At 69.3% G+C, this 16,325-nt stretch carries 13 protein-coding genes and 1 other RNA gene; 4 read left to right on the top strand and 10 right to left on the bottom strand.

What is annotated here, in order from left to right; genetic code table 11:
* Nucleotides 1-3 precede the first annotated feature (3 nt).
* From ACXIZN_RS27325 to ACXIZN_RS27370, 10 genes are all read right to left on the bottom strand, one after another.
* Nucleotides 4-2,169: a magnesium transporter gene (locus ACXIZN_RS27325; RefSeq protein WP_457957784.1), complete on the bottom strand. Its 2,166-nt coding sequence runs from the start codon at nucleotides 2,167-2,169 to the stop codon at nucleotides 4-6.
* A complete protein-coding gene (locus ACXIZN_RS27330; protein ID WP_457957786.1) occupies nucleotides 2,166-5,123 on the bottom strand; it encodes an ATP-binding protein in 2,958 nt (985 codons plus the stop codon). Before ACXIZN_RS27330 ends, ACXIZN_RS27325 begins: the two co-directional genes overlap by 4 nt.
* Nucleotides 5,124-5,126: 3 nt before the next feature.
* Nucleotides 5,127-5,603: a hypothetical protein gene (locus ACXIZN_RS27335; protein WP_091597802.1), complete on the bottom strand. Its 477-nt coding sequence runs from the start codon at nucleotides 5,601-5,603 to the stop codon at nucleotides 5,127-5,129.
* Between the two features lie 9 nt (nucleotides 5,604-5,612).
* Nucleotides 5,613-5,882, bottom strand: coding sequence for a hypothetical protein (locus ACXIZN_RS27340; protein ID WP_126736535.1), 270 nt, complete (start codon nucleotides 5,880-5,882; stop codon nucleotides 5,613-5,615).
* 443 nt (nucleotides 5,883-6,325) lie between these two features.
* Nucleotides 6,326-7,189 carry an SCO6745 family protein gene (locus ACXIZN_RS27345; RefSeq protein ID WP_457957789.1) on the bottom strand — a complete coding sequence of 288 codons (864 nt, stop codon included), beginning with the start codon at nucleotides 7,187-7,189 and terminating at the stop codon, nucleotides 6,326-6,328.
* Nucleotides 7,190-7,545: 356 nt separating this feature from the next.
* An RNA gene (gene rnpB, locus ACXIZN_RS27350) (RNase P RNA component class A) lies at nucleotides 7,546-7,944 on the bottom strand.
* Nucleotides 7,945-7,958: 14 nt separating this feature from the next.
* Nucleotides 7,959-8,480: a COG4315 family predicted lipoprotein gene (locus ACXIZN_RS27355; protein WP_457957791.1), complete on the bottom strand. Its 522-nt coding sequence runs from the start codon at nucleotides 8,478-8,480 to the stop codon at nucleotides 7,959-7,961.
* Nucleotides 8,401-9,684, bottom strand: coding sequence for an NAD(P)/FAD-dependent oxidoreductase (locus ACXIZN_RS27360; RefSeq protein ID WP_457957793.1), 1,284 nt, complete (start codon nucleotides 9,682-9,684; stop codon nucleotides 8,401-8,403). The genes ACXIZN_RS27355 and ACXIZN_RS27360 overlap by 80 nt, the downstream gene beginning before the upstream one ends.
* Nucleotides 9,681-10,499, bottom strand: a complete 819-nt coding sequence (locus ACXIZN_RS27365) for a ferredoxin (protein WP_457957794.1) — start codon at nucleotides 10,497-10,499, stop codon at nucleotides 9,681-9,683. Before ACXIZN_RS27365 ends, ACXIZN_RS27360 begins: the two co-directional genes overlap by 4 nt.
* Complete coding sequence (locus ACXIZN_RS27370; RefSeq protein WP_457957796.1) at nucleotides 10,496-11,146, bottom strand: DUF4142 domain-containing protein; 651 nt, start codon at nucleotides 11,144-11,146, stop codon at nucleotides 10,496-10,498. Before ACXIZN_RS27370 ends, ACXIZN_RS27365 begins: the two co-directional genes overlap by 4 nt.
* Nucleotides 11,147-11,392: 246 nt before the next feature.
* Between ACXIZN_RS27370 and ACXIZN_RS27375 the strand changes: the two genes are divergently transcribed.
* From ACXIZN_RS27375 to sfnG, 4 genes are read left to right on the top strand one after another with little or no spacing between them, the layout of a single operon-like run.
* Nucleotides 11,393-11,947, top strand: coding sequence for a sigma-70 family RNA polymerase sigma factor (locus ACXIZN_RS27375; RefSeq protein ID WP_457960606.1), 555 nt, complete (start codon nucleotides 11,393-11,395; stop codon nucleotides 11,945-11,947).
* On the top strand, nucleotides 11,944-12,327 hold the full coding sequence (locus ACXIZN_RS27380) for a zf-HC2 domain-containing protein (RefSeq protein ID WP_126736540.1): 384 nt from the start codon (nucleotides 11,944-11,946) through the stop codon (nucleotides 12,325-12,327). Before ACXIZN_RS27375 ends, ACXIZN_RS27380 begins: the two co-directional genes overlap by 4 nt.
* A gap of 31 nt (nucleotides 12,328-12,358) precedes the next feature.
* Nucleotides 12,359-15,193, top strand: coding sequence for a BREX system ATP-binding domain-containing protein (locus tag ACXIZN_RS27385; protein WP_457957797.1), 2,835 nt, complete (start codon nucleotides 12,359-12,361; stop codon nucleotides 15,191-15,193).
* Between the two features lie 33 nt (nucleotides 15,194-15,226).
* Complete coding sequence (sfnG, locus tag ACXIZN_RS27390) at nucleotides 15,227-16,318, top strand: dimethylsulfone monooxygenase SfnG (RefSeq protein ID WP_457957799.1); 1,092 nt, start codon at nucleotides 15,227-15,229, stop codon at nucleotides 16,316-16,318.
* The last annotated feature ends 7 nt before the right edge of the window (nucleotides 16,319-16,325 follow it).

A 16,325-nucleotide genomic window follows, 5' to 3' on the forward strand; every position in this document is an offset into this window, starting at 1 on the left:
GGGTCACCGGCCCACTGCGTGGTCCGTGTCGCGGACTTCCTCGCGGACCTCGAGCCCGCGCGACGGCCGGTACAGCACGAAGACCGGCTTGCCCGCGACGACTTCGGGGTCGACGCGACGAGGACGCGGTGTCGACGGTCCCGGTTGCACCGGCACGGCGCCCGACTGGTCGGGGATGGCGTAACCGCCGCCCGCGGAGTTCATCCGCGACGGCACCACGACCGGTTCGGGTTCGTCGCTCCAGCGCCGGTCGGCGACCGGTGAGGTGTCGACCCGGCGGCTCGGCACCTGGATCGGGCTCCGCCCGCCGGAGGTGAACATCGAGTCGCCCGGATTGCCCGCGGACGGGTTGTACTGGCCGAACACGGGAACGCCTCCGCCACCACCGGACGGCAGCGCGGGCAGGCCGCCACCACCGCCGACGGCACCCGGCCAAGGCGCTCCCGACCAGGCCGCCGCGGGACGGATCGCGCCGGAACCGTTGTCGAGCCGCTGGGAGCTGGCGAAGATCGTCGCCTCGGGCCGGAACCGCCCGCCGCCGACCGTCGCGCCGACGGGACCGCGGAGGTCGCCGTCGACGACGTCGTCGGTGTCGCGGACGTTCTGCCAGAACGCGTCCTGCGGGGTCGGCTCGTTGTTCTTCTTGCGGAAACGGGAAAAGAGCCCGCCGCGCGGTGAAGGCATCGCGCCGCCGACCATGCCGACGGACATCTCGACCATCTGCCACAGCCGCCGCACGGGACGGCCGACCATGAACAGCAGGACGGTGATGATCGCGGCCAGCGCCATCTTCGTCAGCAGGGACAGCGAGTTCCCCGCGGTGAAGATCGCCTCCAGCAGGAGGGTGTGCACACCGGCCAGCACCGAGAGCACCATGAGGTTGAAGGCGACCGCGCCGACGACCTTCAGGATGCGCTGCATGATCTGCGGCTGGAGCAGCGCGATCAGGCCGATCAGCGGAGCCGTCAGGACGAAGATCCTGATCAGCACCTGTGCGAGCAGCACCGTGGCCTTGGCCAGCAGCTGGAACAGCGAGTAGAAGATCCCCTGGCCCAGCGAAAGGAAACCGGCGCCGACACGGCTGCCGTCCTCACCGGTGAAGTACCCGGTCGCCGGGCCGAGCTTGGTGGAGATGTCCTTGAACGCCGCCTTCTTGGAGTCGACCAGCGCGGCGTCGGCGTCCCCGCCCTGCTGGATCTGACCCCAGGTGAACGCGCGCGCGTCCAGGAGTGCCGGACCGTACTGGATCGCCTGCGGCGAGTCCGGGCTGCCGAATTCGCCGCGGAGCCAGTTGTCGTAGACGACCCGGCAGTGCAGTTCGGTCGGGACCCGGTCCCACGGCTGGCGCGCGGCCACGGCCTCCGGAGTCGCCTGGCACGGCTGCGCGGCGGGCGGCTGCGGCTGGGACGGCGGCGGGGTCTTGGCCTCGTCGATGAACCCGGCCTGGATGTTGGTCGTGGTCTGCACGATCGCGTTGTCGATCGGATCGAGGAATCTCAGCAGCGCCAAGGAGGACGCGGCCAGCCAGACCGCGGCGAGGCCGTACAGCGCCCGTTTGCTGACCGCCGCGAGATCGCCGCGCCAGATGTTGCGGAACAACATGATCGACATGATCAGCGCGGCCAGCCCGAACAGCTGCGCGTAAATGTTGTTGTAGACCTTCTCGGCCCCGGCCTTGACGGCGTTGTACAGCGGGCTGAGCAGGCTGCCCTGCAACACCGTGTAGTGCAGCGAGTTCGTCGCACCGACGATGTTCTTGCCGATGTTGAACAGCTGGTTGCCCGCCCAGGTGTCGATCGTCGAGTTGGGCGAGGTGATACCCGCGAGCGGGCCGCAGTCGGTTTCGAAGGTGTCCCAGACGTGCCCGGCGTACCCGTAGACGTTGTAGGGGCTGCCGCCTTCACCGCGAGCGGTGGCGGGCGGGTCGAGCGCGCCGACCATGCCCGCGCCCGGCCGTTCCGGGTTCGGGGCCTCACCACAGGCCGCCGCCGACGCCGCCGGAGCGGTCGCCACGGCCTGCAGGCCAAGGATCACCATGACGACGAACATCGTCGCGCGGCGGCTCGGTCTGGTCTTGCCGGGCCGCGGCCCCTCTTTGAGACGGCGGCGCAGCGCGTGCCAGCCGGCGGCGAACGCGAGAACGAACGCCAGGGTGAACACCGTGTTCATGCGGCATCCCTGCCGGTGCCACCCTTGCCGGCGCGCGCGTGCTCGCCTTGACCCCCGCCACCGTTATGTCCATTTTGGACCGCGCCCTGGACCTCGCCCGTCTCCGCGGCGAGCGGGTCCGGGGCGCCCAGCATCTGTTCGTCGGTAAGGCCGACCTCGAGTTCGGCCGCGAGTTCGAGGTCTTCCTCGAGCTCGAAGTCGTCCTCCTCCGGCGGCGAAGCCACGAACGGCTTCTCCGCCGGGACGGCGAGCTCGTTGCCCGGCCTGGACGGTTTGGCGTCGGGCGAACCCGGGGTGGTGTCCATGACCCGGCGCAGGTGCTCCAGGTGCGGGCCGGAGAAGTCGACGCGGATCCGCTCCACGCCGCCGGCGCCGTCACCGAAGATGAACTGCCGCGGCTCGACGTCGCGCTGGAGATCGCGTGACGACCCGGGGCGGCGGCCCAGCGCCGCGACGACCTGTTCGTAGCCGACACCGACCGGGACCTTCAGCAGGCGCAGCGCGTCGGCCTGGGCGTCGTCGTCGTCGAGACGGCCGACGAACACCGAGTCCAGCAGCGCCACGAAACCCTGGATCTTCAGGAAGTCCGCGGGGATCTGCGAGGACAGCAGGACACGGACGTTCCACTTTCGCGAGTCACGCGCGAAGCGGTTCATCAGCACGCGGCCGGTCGGGACCTCGGAGAGGAAGAACGCCTCGTCGATCCAGACGCCCTTGCGCAGTTCCTTCGGCTTCTCGTACACCGACCGCTGCGTCAGCCACGCGGCGAGGTTCAGCATCTCGACGCCGAGGGATTCCGCGTCCGTCCAGTACTCGCGCGGGACGCCGTCCTTGGGCAGGGTCAGCCCCGCCATGGTCAGCACGGTCATCCGGTCGTCGCGGGTCTCGGAGTACGGGTCCGCGTCGCTCTCCGGGATGAGCAGCGCCATCCGCTCGCGCATCTCGTCGAGGAAGTCCGCGACGACGACGGCGTGCTCGTGGTGCTCGCTGGAGTCGCGCCGCAGCGCGTCGATGACCTGGCCCGGGTCGGCGTCGAACCGGCCGCCGACCGCGCGGACGGCGCGCAGCAGCACGATCCGGGTCTGCGCCATCCGCGAGACCTCGTACGGCAGGACGCCGGTGAGGACGTCGAGGACGAGACGGCGGCGCGTCGCGCCCGCGAGGGCCTTCTCCCGCCGCCACGAGCGCTCGGGGTCGTCCTCGTCCATGAAGTGCTCGAGCTGAGGCTCGGCGACCACCCGATACGGGTTGAGGATGCCGGGCTGCGCGTTGAGCAGGTTGATCGGCCGGGCGTACGGACGCAGCTCGGGCAGGTCGCACAGGCGCGACAGCGGGCCCGAAGGGTCGAGGATCGTCCAGTGCGCGCCCGCGCGGAGCGTCTTGTAGACGATGCCGCCGCCGAGGAACGACTTACCGCCACCGAGGCCCGCGACCATCGCCGTCAGCCCGGAACCGTCGCGGATCTCCTGCGCCATCCACGGGTCCCACGCCACCGGGCGCCGGGTCGCGGTCACCGTCTCGCCGAGCAGGATGCCGCGGCGGTCGCCCACCTCGGCCGTCGCCGTCGGCACGGACGACGCCGCCCACACGACCGAACCGCGGCGCATGTACGCGGCCGAAGCCAGCGGCTCACCGGGGATGAACTCGCGGGCCAGCGCGTACTGGGCCTCGGGATGTTCGACGGCGATCTTCGGCTTGTAGAGGTCGAGGAGCTGCTGGGCGAGGCGCAGCGCGTCCCGCTCCGTCGGCCCGGACACCGCGAGCCGCCACCACGACCGCACCCGGGTGGCCAGCGCGGTGAAGCCCGACGTCATCTCGTCGTCGATCTCCAGCACCCGGCCCGCCTGGCGCGCCAGCGACTGCGGCGGCTCCAGTTCGTGCTCGTCGGTGTAGTGCTTGACCTGCGAACGCACCTTGTTCATCTGGCGCTGCAGCTCACCGGCGACCTCTTCCGGGCGCCGGACGTAGATCCGCGCGGACACCTCGACCGCGGCGGGCAGCCGGTCCGCATGCTGGATCCACGGGTCGTCGACCTCGGGGATCTGCAGACCGTGCATCTGGCCGACGGTGAGGACGGCGAGATGCCGGGAGACCCCGGCGTTCGACCCCGTGCGGCCACGGACGGTCACCGTGGGCGCGTACGGCTCGGCGTGGAAATCCGCCGCGTCGGTGAAGCTGGCGAGGTCCTCGGGCTCCCAGGCCGCGCCGGGTACCGCGGGCATGTTGCGCGGCGCGGGCAGGCCCAGCGAGCACGAACGGTGCATCAGCCAGGACATCTCCTCGGCGTGCACCGGACGGCCTTCGAGCCCGGCCGAGCCGATCACCTGGTCGAGGTGCTCGACCTCGGAGTCGAGCGCGGCCAGCTCGGCGTCGACGGCCTCCGGCAGGATCTTGCGCAGCACCGGGGCGGCGCTCTCGACCGCGCGGTCGATCATCCGCCTGGTCTGCACCTGGACGCCGAGGTAGACCTCTTTTTCGGCCATCGAACGGCCCATCAGCTGCTGCTGCTCGCCGATGAGGTAGTCGTCGAAGGACAGGGCGCCCTGGACGTCCTGGGGACGGCCGACGGCGTTGTGCACGTGGGCCTCGGCCCACATGCGGATCGGGTACGGCCGGTTGGTCACGCGCAGGTGCAGCCAGCGGCCCTGGAGCTCCGCGTACTGCCCGGCGATGGCCGCGATCAGGTCGCGGCGCTGCGAGTCCGACCGGAACGACCAGCGCTGCGGCGCGAGCCGGTACCAGGCGTACACCTCATAACCGGTGCGTAACAGGTGCCCGTCGATGCTTCGCGCCGCGATGGACGGGGTATAGGAGGGTATGGCCGCCTCGCCGGGCAGCCGCCTTCCCTTGCCGGCCTTCTTGGGCTGCGCGGAGCGGACCTGCTGGGGCGGGTGCCAGGCCCCTTGCTGCAGATCTCGATCACGTTTTCCTCGGCTTCCGCCGCGACCGAACAACGACTACCTCCCGGCCCGAGCCGCGGGGCGGCTCCGACGCGCTCGTGGTGTTCCCTGAGCTCCGGCGCCGCCGCCGTAGCCGTGGTGCTGGTACTGCCGTCTCCTGCGGTGCTTCGGTAGCGGGCGGTTCGCCCGTACCCGGACGCGGGATGCGCTGGCGGCGCCACCCGTGCCCGTGGTCCGTTCTCTTGGTGTGTTGAGCTCTTTCGCCGCCATCGCGGCCACGGCGCCCAGCGGGCGCTCGTGGCTGATCTTGGCCGTGATCAACCTGGTGATCACAATTGTGGCGACGAAGGCCCAGGCGGTCGAGAAGAACCCGAAGCCCCAGCCCGCCCACCGTTCGACGGTGAGCACGAGCAGGAAGACCGGGATACCGACGAGCCACGCGACGTAGCGGGCTCTCCAGGGAAAAGTCGCTTTCGGCGGGCCGAGCCACACGGCGTCGACCCGGTAAACCTCGTCATCGGTCCGGATACGCAACGCGAGCCCTCAGCCTGTGAAGAGGCCGGCGATCCACTGGCCCACGTTGACTCCGGCGCCGCTCACCGCGAGGCCGATGATCGCCAGCGCGATCACGACACCGGCGAGTCGGCGCATGACACCCGCGTTGTCCCCTTTGCCACCGCCCAGCCACAGCAGGAGGAGCGCGACGGCAAGCAGCACCAGGGGGATGATGTTGTCGATCAGCCAGGTGCGGACGTTGCCGGTGCCGAGCTCTCCGCCCTGGGCCAGCGTGTCGAGGGTGGTCATGGTCATCATCGCATTACTCCCGGTGCGCGGAGAGGGGGATCGCGCGGTTCTGGCTCGGTGGTGCTTCGAACATCATGGCGTCACGAGGCGTAGTGGTCAAAGCGCGCTCTGTAGATGTCGTTTTGTCTACAGTTCACAGAGCGAGGCACAGCACCACGACCATCCTCGGTCTCCATCATCGTTGCAAGGGTCGTCTGGATTAACCCCGGCCACCCGTATTTCGCAGTGTGCTGACGGCCTCACTCGCTTGCGAGGCATCTTGCTCACTGTGAGTACGGGTCGGCCGCGGAGATTTCGGCCTCGACCAGTGTGACATGACTCGTTCGGTGGCTTCTCCCGAGTCCGCTGGGTGAACACGTATTCGACAAAAAACATGAGTGCCGATCAAGCGAAAGTCACGCTTCCGTTACCCAAAGCGAAATCAGGGGCGGCATTTTCACTACATAGCGTGATTATCGGCCCGTGGAGAACACATTGGCGGGAAAAGCGCCCGCTTCGACGGCCTGGCGGCTCAAAGGTCCGCACAGCTCGTGAAGCCGTTTCGTCTTTTCCTCGCCGAGGTGCTCCCAAGGCCCCGTCGACGCCGCGTTGGTGGCGACTTCGAGCCGTTCGCGAAGATCGTTCCCGGCCTCAGTCAGGCCGCCCTCGCCATCGAGGATGCCCTGCTCGCGAAGCTTCGCCGCCGCGTCGTCCCACTGCTCGTCGCTCCAGCCGCGGGACGCCTTTGCCGCGTCGGGCAGGAACCCCTTGCCGGTGGCGGTGTGCGTGACGAGGGCGGCGAGCCCGTCGAGCCCGTTGGCGACCAGCGCGGCGATGTGCCCGTCGCCGCGATGCTCGCGCAAGAGGGTGATGGCGTGCCACAGGACGAGATGCGGCTCGCTCGGCCAGTCGAGACCCGCGTGCCCGGCGAACAGGGGACGGCCGTCGACCTGGCAGCCGCCGGTCGCCTCGCGGGCGAGCTCCGCCGCTTCGGCGACCTCTTCGGAACCGAGCGTCTCCTTGCCGAGCAGCCGGGTGAGCGTCGCGTCGACGGCTTCGAACCGGGCCTCGATGATCTTTTCGGGCGTCGCCAGCGTCCACGCCCGCGGGATGTGGCGGGCGACGAGTTCGGGGTTGAAGTTGTAGAAGGTCGCCGCGACCACGCCGGGTCCCACCGCGCCCATGGGCGCCGCGCGGCCCGCGAAATACGTCATGCGCCCTGGGCGGAGACCCACGCCGGTGAGCGCGGCTTCCGTCTCGGGAGCGAAGTAGGTAAGGGAATGCAGTACATCGAACGTTCCGCGGAACCGTCCCGTGACGCGACTCGCTTCACCCATGAGGGGCAGCCTACCGACAAGTAGTGACGGGCGCAGCGTCCGAAGGAGCGGCGGTGGGAGCAAGGGACCTTTGCTATCGCTTCCGCAGGTCGGGCGCCGGTTTCGCCTGGGTTCATGGGCACTCGCGACCGCCTTGGCCCACCGCTCACCGCCGCCGAAGTCCGTGAAGGCCTCCTTCCTTACCCTCAAGGTAGGTAAGGAGGCCTTCACGGGCCTACCGCCCATCTCGGGGAGTACATGAAGGCCCCCTTCCTTGCGCCTGGCGCAAGGAAGGGGGCCTTCATGTACTTGGGCGGCCACAGGGGCGTGCGTGCCCCTCACGGAACGGCGGCGCCCAGCTGTAGGAGAAAGAAGTACGGACGAGCCGGCGTGTAAGCCGGATCCTGTCCCCGCCCCGCCTTGCGGCGGCACGGGTGGCGGCCATCCATCTAGGCCCGCCGTCGCCGGCGGGCTCGAGCGGCCTACCCGCAGGCTCGGGCGGGCAGCCCTCGATCGCCTGCGCAGGAGCCTCGCGGCTCCCTCTTGGCCTTGCTCCGGGTGGGGTTTACCTAGCCGTCCTGGTCACCCAGGACGCTGGTGGTCTCTTACACCACCGTTTCACCCTTACCCCCGCCCGCGAAGCGAGCGGAGGCGGTCTGTTTTCTGTGGCACTGTCCCGCGGGTCGCCCCGGGTTGCCGTTAACAACCACCCTGCCCTGTGGAGTCCGGACTTTCCTCGAACCGGTTTCCCGGCTCGCGGCCGCCCCGCCGACTCGTCCGTCGGCGAATCCTACTGCACGGGTCCGGGCAGGCAGTTCAGGTTGCGCCGCCCGTCGGGCTGGACGACGAACCACAGGTGGTCGGTGCCCTGGCCGGTCCATTCGCCGGGTCGCGCGTTGGCGAACTTGTAGAGCGGCCAGCCCGCCAACGTCACCTGTTCAGCGCCTTCAGGACGCTTGATGGTGTCGACGAGGGCCGGGTCGATGCCGGTCACCGAGGGCGTGCCGCTGGTCGTGACGGGCGTCCACACGACGGCGCAGTCCCCGAGGCACGCGGAACGGGCCTTGTGCGGATCGTCGCGTTCATAGCGGAAGAGGACGGCGCCGGTCTCGTCGAGGACGGCCTGCCCCATCCGGGTCAGGTAGACGGCGGTGAGCCCCGTGCCGGGCGACGGCACCCGCGGGCCGGGGAAGGCTTCGGTGACCGGAGCCTGAGCCGTCCGCGACGCGGGTTCAACCGCCTGCCACCACATCGCGGCCCCCACGACGAGCGCCGCGATGACGACGAGCATGGTCAACCGCGATCGGCGCATCAGGCGTCTCCTTTCCTCCCGGGTGGTTGACGGGGTTCTGCTCCGCGATCTCGTTGGTCCAGTGGAGGACGGCGGACGGGCTGTCGAGGCCGACGACACCGACCAGCCGCCCCTTGCGGACGAATCCGGTGACAGGCCGTTCACCGCCGACGGGTGAAGCGAGCGCGACGGTGTCGGTGCCGAGCTTCGGGATGCCACCCGCCTGGATCCGCATGCCGTGCTGTTCGGACCAGAACCGCGGCACCGGCGCGAACGGACGTGAGGCCTGCGGGCCGGCGAGCAGGTTCTCCGCGGCCGCCCGGCCCATTTCGACGGCGTTGAGCCAGTGTTCGACGCGTCGCGGTGTCTCGTCGAAGCGCAGGTTCGGCCACTGCGCGACGTCACCGGCGGCGACCATGTTGCCCATCCCGAGCACGTGACAGGTGGGCGAGCAGACGACGCCGTCGTCGAGCGGCAGCTTCGAGCCGCGCAGCCACGAGATCGACGGCACGGTCCCGACGGCCACGACGACACACGAGACGTCCAGGATCCAGCCGTCGGACGAGCGCAGCCGCAGGCCGTTCGCCGTGGTCTGCCAGCTGTCGACGGACGCGCCCAGCGCCAGCCGCACCCCTCGCGACCGGTGCAGCGCCGAGAGTTTCTGCCCGATGTGCTTGCCGACGACCTCGCCGAGCAGATGCGCCGACCGGCCGATGATGGTGACCTCCCTGCCGATCTCGCGCAGGCTCGCGGCGACCTCGCAGCCGATGAACCCGCTGCCGAGCACCGCGACGGGCCCGCTGTCGGCGGCCAGGTTGTCGCGCAGTTCCGCGGCGTCGGCCAGTGTCCTGACCACGACCACCCGCGGATGTCCGTGCGGCACACCGGAAAGGCGCCGAGGTTCGACGCCGCTGGCGATGACGAGCCCGTCGTAGGGCAGTTCCTCCGCCCCGGGCAGATGGACGACCTGGCGACCCGGCTGAAGATGGGTCGCCGGGGTGTTGAACCGCCATTCGGCGTCGATCTCGTCGGGCCGGGCGAGCAGCATTTCCGCCGGATGGGTGGCGCCGGTCAGCAGTTGCTTCGACAAGGCCGGGCGGTGGTACGGCAGCTCCGGTTCGTTCCCGACGATCACCAGTTCGCCGTCGAACCGCAGTTCCCGCAACCGTTCCGCGCACCGCAGGCCGGCCAGCCCGCCGCCGACCACGACGATCCGTTCGCTCATCGCCCTGCCCCCTGTAGACCGCTCAGCCGGATCGCTCGCATCGGACAGGCCCTCGCCGCGGCCTGGGCAAGCGGCACCTGTTTGGCGCCGGGTTTCCGGAGGTACCGCAGCTGGCCGTCTCCCTGCAGTTGGAAGACCTTCGGCGCTTCGGCCTGGCAGATGGCGTAGCGGTGGCATTTCTTGTCGTCGACGGAGATCCGGACCGGTTGCGCCCGGCCGGTGCCGCCTTCGAGCAGCCCCAGCCACACCAGCGCCCGCGGCGGGAGCACCCGGAGCACGGTGAGCACCACGGCGGGGGTGAGCACGGTGATCCCGGCGAGCCAGACCGTCGCGAGGTTCCCGTTCGCGGCCGCGCCGAGCCAGGAGTGGATCGCCAGCAGGCCGACCGCGAAGTAGCCGGCCTGATGGAACCGCTGCCCGCGGCGATCGGTCACGCCGCGGCGCACCGCGGCGGTGATCGAGACGGCGACGAACAACTCCAGCCCGACGACACCCGCCGCGTGCCGCGCGACCCCGCCGCCCGCGAACGGGATCAGCAGCGCGAGCACGCCGAACGAGTCGTCGTCGAGGAACAGATAGGACAGTCCGTGGACGGCGCCGGTGGCGAGACTGAACGTCGCGAACACGACGTGACCGCCGCGCAACGCCTCGTGGCCGGTGACACGCCTGATCCAGCCGGTGGCGCTCAGCACGCCCCACACCAGCGTCAGGCACATCGTCACGTAGGCGAACCGGGCCGACAGGGCGGCGATGTCCCGCACCCCGCTGTCGTGCGGCGACGGGACCGGGATCACCGCCAGGAGCGTGGCCGTCATGCTCGCCCGCCTGACACGCCGAGAAACCGCACCAGCCCGAAGGTCGCCCCGCCGGCGATCCCCACCATGAGCATGCCGAGCGCGATGTCGCCGCCGTCGAGGTCGTCGCCACCGCCCGGAACGACCATCAACGAGGTGGTCTCGGCGATTCCGGTGCTTTCGAGCAGCGTCATCTGCCGCATGACGGTGTCGACGGCGGTCTGGGCGAACGACCGCATCGCGTCGTCGCGGGTGGCGGCCCGGACGTGGGAGGCGAGACCGAAGATGCTCCCGTGCGCGGCGCGGGCGCGGTTGACGTAGAGCCGGTCGAAGTCGGGACCGGCGGCACCGGTGATCTCGTCGGCCCACGAGCGCTGTTCTTCGGTGGGCTCGACGGGCAGTTCGACCCGGACCTTCGAAGCGAGTGCTCGGACCTGTGTGCCGAGACGGTCGTGATCGTCGGCGAGTTCGCGGCCGACTTCGCGGACCCGCTGGGCGCTCCCGCGCTGTTCCGCCTGACGGCTGACCGGGCCTTCCCACAAACCGGCTTGGCGTACCCGGACGAGGAGCTCCCGATCATGTGAGTCGATTTCCGCGAAGGCATGGGCCAGCGTTCCCAGCCATATCACCATGCAGCCGATCGCCACTCCGAGAAGTCGATAGATCATTTCACCCGTCCCCGTCCGAGATATGCCTCACTGGGAGTACGGCGAACCGGAGCGGCCGGTTCGATCTCCACCACGGCACTCAGTGTGATGTGCATCACACGACATATTTAGAACCGTTTCCGGCCGATATACGTACCGGACGGCTAATGGTAAATAGAGCACTACTGCACATGGCCCACGGCGATAGTCTGCGCTACGGTGTACGAACCTGTGAAATCCTCCACCGCTGGGGAGGTTGCGAACTTTATGGAAGCAGTGGGCAGAGAATGCCGGCTCGGCGGCGACGCTCGGTCGAGCGAGCTTTCCGACGAGCTGATCGCGTTGCTGTACAAGGATTTCCGGGAAACCCTGTTCAGCCAGGTGATGTACCTGACCGGCCATGATCAACAATGGACCGAAGACGTCGTACAGGAGACACTGATTCGCGCCTGGCAGCATTCCGACACGTTGAACCGTGAGCCGGGAATGCTGCGCGGCTGGCTGCTCACGGTCGCCAAGCGGATCGTGATCGACGGCTGGCGAAACCGGCGCGCGCGCCCGCAGGAGGTGGAGCTGGACAGTTCCGAAAGCGCCGAAATAGCGGATCGGACCGAGCAGTCACTGTCCGCGCTCGTCATTTCCGAAGCGCTACGCTATCTGGACGGCAAATATCAGGCCGTCATCTACGAGACGTATCTGACCGGGCATACGGTCCGGGAGGCGGCGGTGATATTGGGAATCCCGGAGGGAACGGTCAAATCACGGCTGTACGCGGCTATGAGGACATTGCGACGGTCGTTAGGAGAGCTGGGTCCGCGATGACGAAGCGAAAGGTGAAACACACCGATGTGGCGGCGTACGTACTCGGTGTGCTCGACCAAGCCGAGGCTCACGCCTTCGAAACACATTTGAAGGGCTGCGTGCGCTGCGGCCGCCAAGTCGCGGAATTCGCTTCGGTGGAGGACGCGCTGGCCAAGGCCGACCTGAGCTACCTGTCCCCCGTCGCTTCGCGGCGCTGCGGGCGGCTGTCGCTGATCGCGGCCAACCTCGTGGTGGTCTTCCTGGCGTGCGTCGTCGCGGCCCTGATGTCGTCGCAACGGTCGTCCCGCCGGCTTCGGCGGATCTCGTCGGACGCGCGCATCTCGACCCGTGCTCCCCTCGATGACCAGCGATTACTCCCGATACCGCTTACGTTCGAGTAGTCTGCCGCAACCCGACACGAAGGTCTCTACGGTGCATACCGAAGTAAATCCCGAGAGCCCCTTCGGCGGGCCTTCGGTACCGAAGCGCCGCGCCGCAGGGCTGCTGGGCCGAGACAGCGAACTCGGCACGATCACCGGGCTGCTCCGGGCCGCCCTGACCGGCCGGGCCGTCAGCGCGGTGGTGGTCGGCGAGTTCGGCATGGGCAAGTCGTCGATGCTCACCGCGGCGGGCGAGCTCGCGGAAGCGGCCGGGTTCACCGTCGCGATCGCCACCGCGTCCCGGCTGGAGACGCATCTGAGCGGCGGGGTCGGCCGCCAGCTGATCGAGGGGCTCACCCACGCGCCCGCCGTCCCCGGATCACCGAGGCCGCGTGCCCCGCACGCCACCGAATCGCTGCCGGACCGCCGTCCCCGGACCGAAGACGAACAGACCGAGGCGCTCGACGCCTTCTTCCACGCCGTCCGGCACGCGGCCGAACAGGGGCCGGTCTTCCTCGGCATCGACAACATCCACCTCGCCGACCCGTGGTCGATGCGCTGTCTCGCCTACATCCGCCACCGGGTCGAGCACCTGCCGGTGATGGTCGTGCTGACCTCGCTGGTCGGCCATGTGCAGACCGGCGAGGTCGCGCTGCTGGAGATGTCCGGCTGCACTCCGGCGACGATCCTGTTGCGCGGGCTCGGCGCCCGGCACGTCGCCGAGTTCCTCCGGGTCTCTCCCGGGCGGTTCGCCGAGGAATGCCGCGAGGTCACCGGCGGCAACCCGTTCCTGCTCGGCGCGCTGGGCCGCCGTCTGGTCCCGGGGATGGACCTGGACACCGCGGGTTCGGCGATGATCGGCGAGGTGCTGCGGGTCCGCATGCACGAGTACACCGCCGCGCCGAAAATGCTCGAAGCCGTCGCGATCCTCGGCGAGGACGCGAGTTTCGACCTGCTGGCCCAGCTGTCCGGGGTCGACGAGAGCACCGCGATGGAAGCCATCGACACGATGGTGCGCGTGCACCTGCTGAGCAACAGCCACCGGCCGGCACTGACCTACCGGTTCGTCCGCAACTCGGTGCTCGCCGACATGCCCCTCACCACCAGGGCGGTCACCCAGGCCCGTGCGGCACGGCTCCTGCACGACGCGGGTGCCGCGCCGGAGCGTGTCGGCGCGCATCTCCTGGAGGCGACCGCGATCAGGATCCCTTGGGCGGTCGACGTCCTGCGGCTCGCCGCGCGGCACTCGGTGGTCGAGGGGGACCCGGCGCTGTCCATCCGGTTCCTGTCGCGGGCGCTGGAAGAACGGCTCAGCGAACGCAAGCGGATGGCGATCCTGCTGCAGCTCGCGCACGCGGAATTCCACTGCGACCCGGATTCGGCGCCTGCCAGGGTGCGCGAGGCCATCGACCACATCGACGACCGCGAAACCGCGGCCTTCGTCGCGACGGCCATGATTCTTTCGCTGTGCTGCGGCCCGGACGCACGGCTGGCGATCAACTCCGCCGGCCAGTTCGCCGCCCGGCTCGACACGGGCGGGCCCGACGCCGTCTGGCCGTTGCTCTGCATGACCTATCTCGCCGAGGCGGGCAGCAGGCTCGGGCCGCCGCCGGACTTCCGCGATTTCGAGCGGCAATGGGCGCCGCTGAACGATCCCGCCGCGCAGCAGAGCCGGTCGGGGTTGCTCGCGCTCGACGCGGTGCGCAGCGGGAAGTCCTCGGCGGACGCCGTCCGGCATTTCGGGGAGGCGTTGTCCGGCGAGCAGCCCGAACTGTTCGAACAGCCCTATTTCTTCACGCTCGCGACGGCCGCGCTCGCCGACGAGCCCGCGCTCACTGACAAGCTCTGCCAAGTGCTCGACACGAAACGCCTGCCCTGGGACTTCCACGTGCCGAAGGGGGCGCTGGCCACCCTCGCCCGCGGGATCGCCGTGCAGGCGGGCGGCGATCTGGTGCGGGCGAGCGTCCACTACGAATCGCTGGTGCGGCAGTTCGACGAACGCGGCGCCCTCAGCCGGTGCCCGATCGCGGTGCTGTGCGCGGCGAGATTGATCGAGGTCTCGGTCGACCTCGGCCGCCACGACGTCGCGAACGCGGCGCTGGGCAAAATCGATTTCGCGGCCACACAAGCACTTTTCACGCACAACTACCTGCTCTACGCCCGCGGCAGGCTCCGCGCGGCCACCGGCGAGCCGGAGCTCGGCTACGAAGACCTGCGCGGCTGCGGCCGCCGTCTCGAACACCACGGCATGCGCTTCCCCGGCTTCGCCCCCTGGCGCGCGCACGCCGCCCGCACCGCGCTGGCGCTCGGGCGCACCGACGCGGCGGCCCGGCTCGCCGAGGAGGATCTCGACGCCGCCGGGCGCTGGGGATCGCCGAGGATCCTCGGCGGCGCGCTGACCACCGCCGGGCTCGTCCGCGACAACGGCCTCGGCGAGGAGGGCGAACGCCTGCTCACCAAGGCCGTCGACGTCCTCGGCGGATCGCCCGCGAAGCTGGCGCTGGCCGAGGCGCTGACCGAACTCGGCCTGCTCCAGGCCCGGCACGGGCAGGCCGAGAAGGCGATCGGCACGCTGCGGATGGCCACGCAGTCGGGCAAGCACTGCGGGGCGCGGCCGCTCGCGAGACGGGCCGCCGAGGCGTTGCGGGACGCGCGCGCCAGCCTCACCACGGCGAAGGACAACGAACACGGCCTCACCAAACAGGAGTACCGCGTCGCGCTGATGGCGTCACAAGGTCTCACCAACCGGGAGATCGCCGAGGCGCTGCACCTGACCCGTCGCACGGTCGAACTGCATTTGTCCGGGGCCTACCGGAAACTGGGGATCACCGGCCGCACCGAATTGAGTTCCGCGCTCGGCCGGTCCCAGCGCGTGGACGCCGATTGACGATTTCGCCCGCACGGCGGTTCACTCCGCGACATGCCGGGAATCGAATCCGAACCACTCAAATTCGCCTATTGGGTCCCCAATGTGAGCGGCGGCCTGGTCACCAGCGACATCGAGCAGCGCACCGACTGGGGATACGAGTACAACCGGGAACTCGCCGTCCTCGCGGAGAACAGCGGGTTCGAGTACGCGCTGAGCCAGGTCCGCTACACGGCCAGCTACGGTGCCGCCTACCAGCACGAATCAACCGGGTTCAGCCTCGCGCTGCTGCTCGCGACGCAGCGGCTGAAGGTGATCGCGGCGGTCCATCCCGGACTGTGGCATCCCGGGGTGCTGGCGAAGTTCATCGCCAGCGCGGACGTGATCTCCGGCGGTCGCGCGGCGGTCAACGTGGTCAGCGGATGGTTCAAGGACGAATTCACCAACCTCGGCGAACCGTGGCTCGAACACGATGAACGGTATCGCCGTTCCGAAGAGTTCATCCGGGTACTGAAGGAGCTCTGGACCAGCGACCACGCCGAATTCGGCGGCGATTTCTACCGGATCCACGATTTCGACATCAAACCCAAACCGGTCGGACGGCCGCATCCGGAGATCTTCCAGGGCGGCAACTCCACCGCGGCGCGGAAGCTCGCGGGCCGGGTCTCCGACTGGTACTTCAGCAACGGCAAAGACTTCGACGGATTCAGCGAGCAGGTCGCGGAAGTCCGCGGCTACGCGGCCAAGAACGACCATACCGTCCGCTTCGGGCTCAACGGCTTCGTGATCGCACGCGAGACCGAAAGCGAGGCGAAGGCCGTGCTGCGCGAGATCGTCGAGAAGGCGAACACCGAGGCCGTCGAGGGCTTTCGCAACGCCGTCAAGCAGGCGGGAAGCTCCACATCGGACAAGAAGGGGATGTGGGCCGACTCGGAGTTCCAGGATCTGGTGCAGTACAACGACGGTTTCCGCACCGGGCTGATCGGCACGCCCGAGCAGATCGCGGACCGGGCCATCGAATACAAGAAGCGCGGGGCGAACCTGCTGCTGCTCGGCTTCCTGCACTACCTGGAGGACGTCGAGTACTTCGGGAAGCACGTGCTTCCGGTGATCCGGGAGAAGGAGGCGGACCTGGAACGCGTTTAGTCCTCTG

It is taken from the genome of Amycolatopsis sp. TRM77291, assembly GCF_054166285.1.

Excerpts from the sequence above, each read along its gene's own strand:
- ACXIZN_RS27370 (WP_457957796.1), bottom strand. The coding sequence starts at position 11,146 with ATGATCTATCGACTTCTCGGAGTGGCGATCGGCTGCATGGTGATATGG.
- ACXIZN_RS27365 (WP_457957794.1), bottom strand. The coding sequence starts at position 10,499 with ATGACGGCCACGCTCCTGGCGGTGATCCCGGTCCCGTCGCCGCACGAC.
- ACXIZN_RS27325 (WP_457957784.1), bottom strand. The coding sequence starts at position 2,169 with ATGAACACGGTGTTCACCCTGGCGTTCGTTCTCGCGTTCGCCGCCGGC.
- ACXIZN_RS27345 (WP_457957789.1), bottom strand. The coding sequence starts at position 7,189 with ATGGGTGAAGCGAGTCGCGTCACGGGACGGTTCCGCGGAACGTTCGAT.
- ACXIZN_RS27380 (WP_126736540.1), top strand. The coding sequence starts at position 11,944 with ATGACGAAGCGAAAGGTGAAACACACCGATGTGGCGGCGTACGTACTC.
- ACXIZN_RS27360 (WP_457957793.1), bottom strand. The coding sequence starts at position 9,684 with ATGAGCGAACGGATCGTCGTGGTCGGCGGCGGGCTGGCCGGCCTGCGG.
- ACXIZN_RS27355 (WP_457957791.1), bottom strand. The coding sequence starts at position 8,480 with ATGCGCCGATCGCGGTTGACCATGCTCGTCGTCATCGCGGCGCTCGTC.
- ACXIZN_RS27375 (WP_457960606.1), top strand. The coding sequence starts at position 11,393 with ATGGAAGCAGTGGGCAGAGAATGCCGGCTCGGCGGCGACGCTCGGTCG.
- ACXIZN_RS27340 (WP_126736535.1), bottom strand. The coding sequence starts at position 5,882 with ATGATGACCATGACCACCCTCGACACGCTGGCCCAGGGCGGAGAGCTC.
- sfnG (WP_457957799.1), top strand. The coding sequence starts at position 15,227 with ATGCCGGGAATCGAATCCGAACCACTCAAATTCGCCTATTGGGTCCCC.